The organism is Nesterenkonia massiliensis (assembly GCF_000455245.1).
In the GTDB taxonomy this organism is placed as follows: domain Bacteria; phylum Actinomycetota; class Actinomycetes; order Actinomycetales; family Micrococcaceae; genus Nesterenkonia; species Nesterenkonia rhizosphaerae.
The window spans coordinates 50,770-56,992 of record NZ_HG005173.1; the positions used below are offsets into that span (position 1 = coordinate 50,770).

The following is a 6,223-nucleotide window of genomic DNA, read 5'->3' on the forward strand; positions in this document are numbered from 1 at the left end:
GGGTCCGGCCAGCTGCGGAACGGGGAAATCCGTCAGGGGTGGACCGAAGACCTCCGTGGCAGCTGCGGCCAGCACTGCGGCCAGCAGCCAGCTGAAGGCCAGCACTGCGGCCACCTGCAGCAGCCCGATGATCACCTGCAGTATGAGGAAACCACGGGCCGCCGAGGCGAAGCGCAGCAGTCGTGGGTCTACAGGTTTCAACAGTCGCCCTTCATCAGAGGTCCTTATGTGTCCGTGGCAGGCAGGAGGGGTGCAGTCAGTGTGCAGCCTCGGCGGGGATCTGGCTGCGGCTCACACGCTTGCGGAAGACCCAGTAGGTCCAGCCCTGGTAGCCGATCACCAGGGGGGTCATGATCAGGGCGACCCAGAGCATCACTTCCAGGGTGTATTCCGAGGAGCTGGCATTCTCGATGGTCAGCCCGCCCACTGCGGTACTCGAGGGCAGCACATTGGGGTACAGCGCCAGGAACAGGGTGATGATTGCGGCACCAATGGTCACTGCCATCGCGGTGAACGCGGTGCCTTCCAGGCCGCGGTAGGTCAGCAGCACCGCGACCAGCAGAGCCAGTGCTGCCACTGCGGCGCTTACAGCCACCCAGGTCACGGGCACCCCGACGGCGCGGGAAATGTCACCGGCCGCCGCGGCGTCGTCGAGTCCGATCCGCATCCATACGGTCCAGATCAGGAAGGTGGCTGCGGCCAGCACGGTGGGAGTGGCAGCTTTCAGGACCAGGGAACGGGCACGGCTGCGGACTTCGCCGTCGGCCTTCAGGGAGAGGAAGATTGCGCCGTGGACCAGGCAGAGCAGCACCAGGGTGAGTCCGCCGAGCAGGCCATAGGGGTTGAGCAGTTCGAAGAGGTTGGCGGTGACGTTGTGGTGCTCGTCCATGGCCACCCCGCGCACGATGTTGGCGAATGCCACACCCCAGAGGAAGGCCGGCGCGTAGGAGCCGATGATGATCATCCAGTCGAAGCGGGCCGCCCATTCTGGGTGCTTGCGCTGGTGGCGGTATTCGAAGCTCACCCCGCGGATGATCAGTGCCAGCAGGATCAGCAGCAGTGGAAGGTAGAAGCCGGAGAACAGGGAGGCGTACCACTCGGGGAAGGCGGCGAAGAGCACCGCACCTGCCACGATGACCCAGGTCTCGTTGAGGTCCCAGACCGGGCCGATGGTGTTGATGGTGACCCGGCGGTCAGTGTTGTCGCGGCTGACCAGGGGCAGGGCCATGCCTACCCCGAAGTCGAAGCCGTCGAGGATGAAGTAGCCCACGAAGAAGAAGGCCACCAGGATGAACCAGATCTGTGCAATATCCATGGTTACGCCTCTCAGTACACAATCGCCAGGTGGCTGTCGTCACTGTCTTCGCCGCTGGCCTCAATCTCCGGCGGGCCTTCTTTGGCGGCTTTGAGGATGAGTTTGAACTCCACCACAGCGAGGATCCCGTAGATCAGGGTGAAGGCCGCCAGTGAGAGGGCCACCTGCCATCCGGCAACGTTCGGAGAGACTGCGGCTTCGGTTCTCATCAGTCCGAAGACAATCCAGGGCTGGCGGCCCATCTCGGTGAAGACCCAGCCGACCAGGGAGGCGACCAGCGGCAGTGGTGCGCTCCAGATGAGGGTTCGCCAGAAGATGTTGGCACGGCGCTCGGGCATTTCGGCAGCCTTCTTCCGGGTCATCCACAGCCCGATCATCGAGATCAGTGCCGAGACTGCCCCCAGTCCGATCATCCACCGGAAGGACCAGTAGGTGATCCAGATGATGGGGGTGTAGTCTCCGGGGCCGAACTGGGTGACGTATTGGGCCTGAAGATCGTTGATGCCCTCGACCTCGCCGTCGAGGGTATGGGTGGAGAGCAGCGAGAGCAGGTAGGGGATCCGGATCGAAAAGAGCTCGGAGGCGCCGTCGGGCGTTCCCAGGGTGAAGATGGAGAAGCTGGCGGAGTTGGTGGTCTCGTAGAGCCCCTCGGCAGCGGCCATCTTCATCGGCTGGGCGTCCACCATGGCCAGTGAGAGCTGATCGCCGGAGACTGCGACGCCGATGAAGGCCAGGACGTTGGTCCACAGTCCGGTCTTCAGCGCCGGACGCATGGTCTCGACATGCTGTTTGCGGCGCAGGTGGTAGGCCGAGACCGCGATCATCACGGTGGCGGCGAACATGATTGCGGCGAAGATGGTGTGCGGGAAGGCTGCGATGACCACCGGGTTGGTCAGCACTTCCCAGAGGCTGGTCAGCTCGGCACGTCCGCGCTCAGTGTTCATGGTGTAGCCCAGCGGATTCTGCATGAAGGCGTTGGCTGCCAGGATGAAGTAGGCCGAAAGCGTGCTGGCGATGAAGACCACCCAGATGCAGGCCAGATGGGCCAGCCGGGGCAGCTTGTTCCAGCCGAAAATCCACAGTCCGATGAAGGTGGCCTCAAAGAAGAAGGCTGCCAACCCCTCGATGGCCAGCGGTGCGCCGAAGACATCGCCGACGAACCGGGAGTACTCGGACCAGTTCATCCCGAACTGGAACTCCTGGACGATGCCGGTGACCACGCCCATGGCGAAGTTGATCAGGAAGATCTTGCCGAACAGTCGAGTCAGCCGAAGGTAGGTGTCCTTGCCGGTGCGGTACCAGGCTGTCTGCATGATCGCGGCCATCAGCGCCATGCCGATGGTCAGCGGCACAAAGATGAAGTGGTACAGGGTGGTCAGGCCGAACTGCCACCGGGCAAGGCTCAGCGGGTCAAAAAACTCTTCCACGAATCACACACCAACACTTAGGTCCAGGCAGGGCGCGGCATTTCTGCGGCTGTCTGCACAGCTGAAACCTGGCCCCTCGGCCGGCTGCACAAAAATGTCGTGGAGGCAGACTGTGCACTTGGGTGCTGCCTCGCAAAGAATTCTACAGAGCGTAGAAGAACTTTTCTACACGACGTAGAAAACGTGAGCAATGCCATATTTTCAACAGCAGCCGTCCGCCGAACACGCTGACGGCAGCTTCTCCCTGTCGACATCCAAGACTCTTGACTTTTTCGCGGATCACCTTATATTTAAGTTATTGATTAATTAAGGAGATTGCGTAATGGAAGATGAGGAGCAGCTGAGTCTTGTCTTCGCTGCCCTGGCCGACCGCACGCGCCGTGAGATTCTGGTGCACCTCTCTCGGGGGTCGGCGACTGTCGGTGAAATCTCGGCGCCGCTGAGCATCAGCGCCCCCGCAGTGTCCCAACACCTCAAAGTCCTTGAGCGGGCAGGTTTGGTGACCCGAACCGTGAATGCTCAATGGCGAACCCTCTCCCTGCAGAGCCAACCGCTGGATGCTGCGACCGCCTGGATTCAGGAGCAGCGGGGGACATGGAATCTGCGGCTCGATGCCCTGGAAGCGCATCTCGAAGGAATGACAGCCCCCTCACCACCATAGGAGACAGAACAATGACAGAACACACGACGACGCCCGGACACTTCTCGGGTTCGAACCCCACGCTCTCGCGACTCCTGGAGCGCGAACCCCGCAGCATCACCGATCAGTTGAAGGGTCTAGATGGCCGGTAGAGCTGGACCGCCCCGACCGGACTGCCGCATGGATAGGTGACATCTTGACGCGATCGAGCGGCAGTTCCTACTCCTGCACCCTCAAATGTGATGACCGGTTATCGCTGGCCTTGATCGCCATCGGTGTCACGACAACGGACCCCATCGTGTTGGACTGGAAGGCCACCGTGTTCCGGCACTTACGAACGTCTCGAGCCGCGCTCTTGACCGCTGACACTCGACGTCAGCGGTCAAGAGCGCGGCGACCTGCTCGGCCGCACGCTCCTCGGCGAGGTCGGGATCGTAGTGAGTCTGCAGGTCGAGCAAGGGACCTTAGGGTCAACCGAGCGCACGCGCGCACCCCACCACGGCCTGTCGGATCCCTTGTCGCCTAACGCTAGACGTTAAACCGGAACTCGACCAAGTTCCGGCACGGACCAACCTCAGCGGCCGCTGGGTCGCAACGGCCCGGTCTGATCGCGGGACAGCCAGTGGTGGAGCACATCGGTCCACTCGTCGAAGGCGTCAAGGTGGGCGTCATGGCTGCCGTCGGCCAGATCTACTCTCTCCGTTTCGGGCCTGCGCCGGACCAGTTCGTCCTTATCGGCATCGCTGAACATCCCATGCTTTGCGAAGACCGCGAGCGTCGGAACCTGCAGAGCCTCCCACTCCTGCCAGCGCGGCTCATGGACGGCCTCGATCGTGCGCTGCATGACCGAGGCATCGAAGCGCGGCACCAGGCCATCATCGGTCTGAAGAAGGTCGGCCACCCAGGCATTGACGATCGCGTCATCACCGAGGAACCCCCGCGCGGCAGCTTCGTCTTCGAACGGCACCGGCCAGGACTCGAAGTAGCTGCCGAGTCCGACAGCCTCTCCCGGATCACCGTTACCCGCCACGTGCCCTTCCAGCATCACGAGCCCCTCGACCAGGTCTGGCCTCGCCGCCGCGACAAGGAACGCGGTGTGGGCTCCCATCGACTGCCCGACAAGCGTCGCCCGCCGCCCAGGGACTAGTTCCTCAATCACTGCGACGACGTCTCCGACGAAGGCATCGCGCGACAGATCATCGGGAAGCCGCGTGCTCGCGCCGTGCCCCCGCTGGTCTACGAGCAGCACACGATAGCCCGGTAGCGCATGCGCCGTGGGCAACAGCTCGCGTGAACTCCCCGCGAGGCCGTGCAACAGTACGACGGTGGGGCCATCGCCACCGAGGTCGGTGACCGCGATCCAGACGCCGTCGGGGCGCAACACTGTGCGGTCCATCATGTCAAGTGCAGTGGCGTGATCGCCACGACCATGTCGCGCAGCGCTCGACGCTCGAGCCGCAGCTCATAGTTCGACTGTAAGTTCATCCAAAACTCCTCGGACGTGCCGAAGTAGCGCGCGAGCCGGATAGCTGTGTCCTCACTGATTCCGCGCTTGCCGTGCACGATCTCATTGATCCGGCGCGGGGGCACACCGATCGACACCGCAGGCTTGTTTTGCGTGATCCCGAAACCCTCGATGAAGTCCTCCATCAGGATCTCTCCCGGGTGGATCGTCTCGATCCGATCTGCCTCAGTGGTAGTCGACGAGTTCGACATCTTCCGCACCTCCATCTCTCCAGACGAAGCAGGTCCGGCACTGGGTATTCACGCGGATGCTGTGCTGGCTTCGACGATCGCCGACCAACCTTTTACGACCGATCACCAGGCCCGACCCCGCAGGTCGACCGCACCCACCGGCCAATCGGCGATCTCACCCTCAACCGGCAGGATCAGCAACGGCTGGCCGGGCGGGTCTTCGCGAGGTCGGCCAGACGTATCGATCGAACGCTCCTCAGCAGAGATCCGAGTCCAGCCGCACGAGGCGTAGAACGGGACCATCTCTTCACGACAACCGAGATACCCAAATGCGACACCGTTGGCTCCCCTCATCGACTCCGCGGCGCTTCTCATGAGCCGACTCCCGACGCGCTCACCCCTCATAGCATCAGAGGTCAGCACTCCCCCCACACCGCCGATCTCGATCTCAGCACCGCCGACGGCTATCGTCCGCCTCGCCCAGCCAACATGACCGACGATCTCCCCGCCTCTCCGCGCGATGACATGAAGGGCGTGAGGCGCATACCCGTACGGCATATCGGGGTCCCACTCTCCGGAGTCATCCAGGTACTCGGCATCGAAGAGTCGACGCAATCCCCCGAGGTCACTGGAAGTCAGTTCCTCATGCGCAACGATCTCGATCGCGACTTCTGGCATGCTTCCAAGTCTACGGACGTCGTCATCGTGCATCTGATCAACATCTCGAATCGCAGACGTGCCGCTTGCCGACCTCGCGCAGGCCACCCTGAAGAGCCTCGATCAAGAGGAGTTGCAGCTTCAGAGGTTAGATCGAAAAGCGAAACTCCACCGAGTTCCGGCACGGAGAACCATCTTCGGTCGAGACACGTCGACGTCGCTCATCCTCTGCCGTCACCCAGCCCCCGGAGCAACTCGAGATCGTGATGGTCCTCAGGTCGGAGCTCATATCCTGACCTCAACTCCACGAGCCTCGCCGCAGTCGCTACGACCACTGGGCGACCACGAATCATCCCCTCAGCACGATCGCGCGCACGATGGGCGAAGGTCTCGTCCCCGAAACCCTTCTGGACACCGTCACCGGCTGCGTCCAGCGTCATCGGGTGGATGTCGACAGCCCGATCGCCCGATCGCAGCTCCACACGAATC

General features: G+C 62.6%; 7 protein-coding genes and 1 pseudogene. 1 reads left to right on the plus strand and 7 read right to left on the minus strand.

All coding sequences use genetic code 11. The features are described 5' to 3' along the window. The 3 genes and pseudogenes from TX78_RS12860 to TX78_RS11445 all read right to left on the minus strand — a co-directional run. A pseudogene (locus TX78_RS12860) lies at window positions 1–201 on the minus strand (thiol reductant ABC exporter subunit CydD); the annotation flags it as partial. 55 nt (window positions 202–256) lie between these two features. After that, window positions 257–1,315, minus strand: a complete 1,059-nt coding sequence (gene cydB, locus TX78_RS11440; protein ID WP_044496380.1) for a cytochrome d ubiquinol oxidase subunit II — start codon at window positions 1,313–1,315, stop codon at window positions 257–259. 11 nt (window positions 1,316–1,326) lie between these two features. Continuing rightward, window positions 1,327–2,742 carry a cytochrome ubiquinol oxidase subunit I gene (locus tag TX78_RS11445; RefSeq protein ID WP_044496381.1) on the minus strand — a complete coding sequence of 472 codons (1,416 nt, stop codon included), beginning with the start codon at window positions 2,740–2,742 and terminating at the stop codon, window positions 1,327–1,329. A gap of 322 nt (window positions 2,743–3,064) precedes the next feature. Here TX78_RS11445 and TX78_RS11450 point away from each other — a divergent pair, with 322 nt between their 5' ends. Beyond that, window positions 3,065–3,403: an ArsR/SmtB family transcription factor gene (locus TX78_RS11450; protein WP_044496382.1), complete on the plus strand. Its 339-nt coding sequence runs from the start codon at window positions 3,065–3,067 to the stop codon at window positions 3,401–3,403. Between the two features lie 553 nt (window positions 3,404–3,956). Here TX78_RS11450 and TX78_RS11455 read toward each other — a convergent pair. From TX78_RS11455 to TX78_RS14655, 4 genes are all read right to left on the minus strand, one after another. After that, entirely contained in the window at window positions 3,957–4,778 is an 822-nt protein-coding gene (locus TX78_RS11455) for an alpha/beta fold hydrolase (RefSeq protein ID WP_044496416.1), read from the minus strand. Continuing rightward, on the minus strand, window positions 4,778–5,098 hold the full coding sequence (locus TX78_RS11460; RefSeq protein ID WP_044496418.1) for a HigA family addiction module antitoxin: 321 nt from the start codon (window positions 5,096–5,098) through the stop codon (window positions 4,778–4,780). The genes TX78_RS11455 and TX78_RS11460 overlap by 1 nt, the downstream gene beginning before the upstream one ends. A 102-nt stretch (window positions 5,099–5,200) precedes the next feature. Then, window positions 5,201–5,755 (minus strand): GNAT family N-acetyltransferase, encoded by a 555-nt coding sequence (locus TX78_RS12865; RefSeq protein ID WP_049897883.1) that lies wholly within the window; start codon window positions 5,753–5,755, stop codon window positions 5,201–5,203. Window positions 5,756–5,955: 200 nt separating this feature from the next. Next, a complete protein-coding gene (locus tag TX78_RS14655) occupies window positions 5,956–6,216 on the minus strand; it encodes a nucleotidyltransferase domain-containing protein (RefSeq protein WP_049897884.1) in 261 nt (86 codons plus the stop codon). Between the last annotated feature and the right edge of the window lie 7 nt (window positions 6,217–6,223).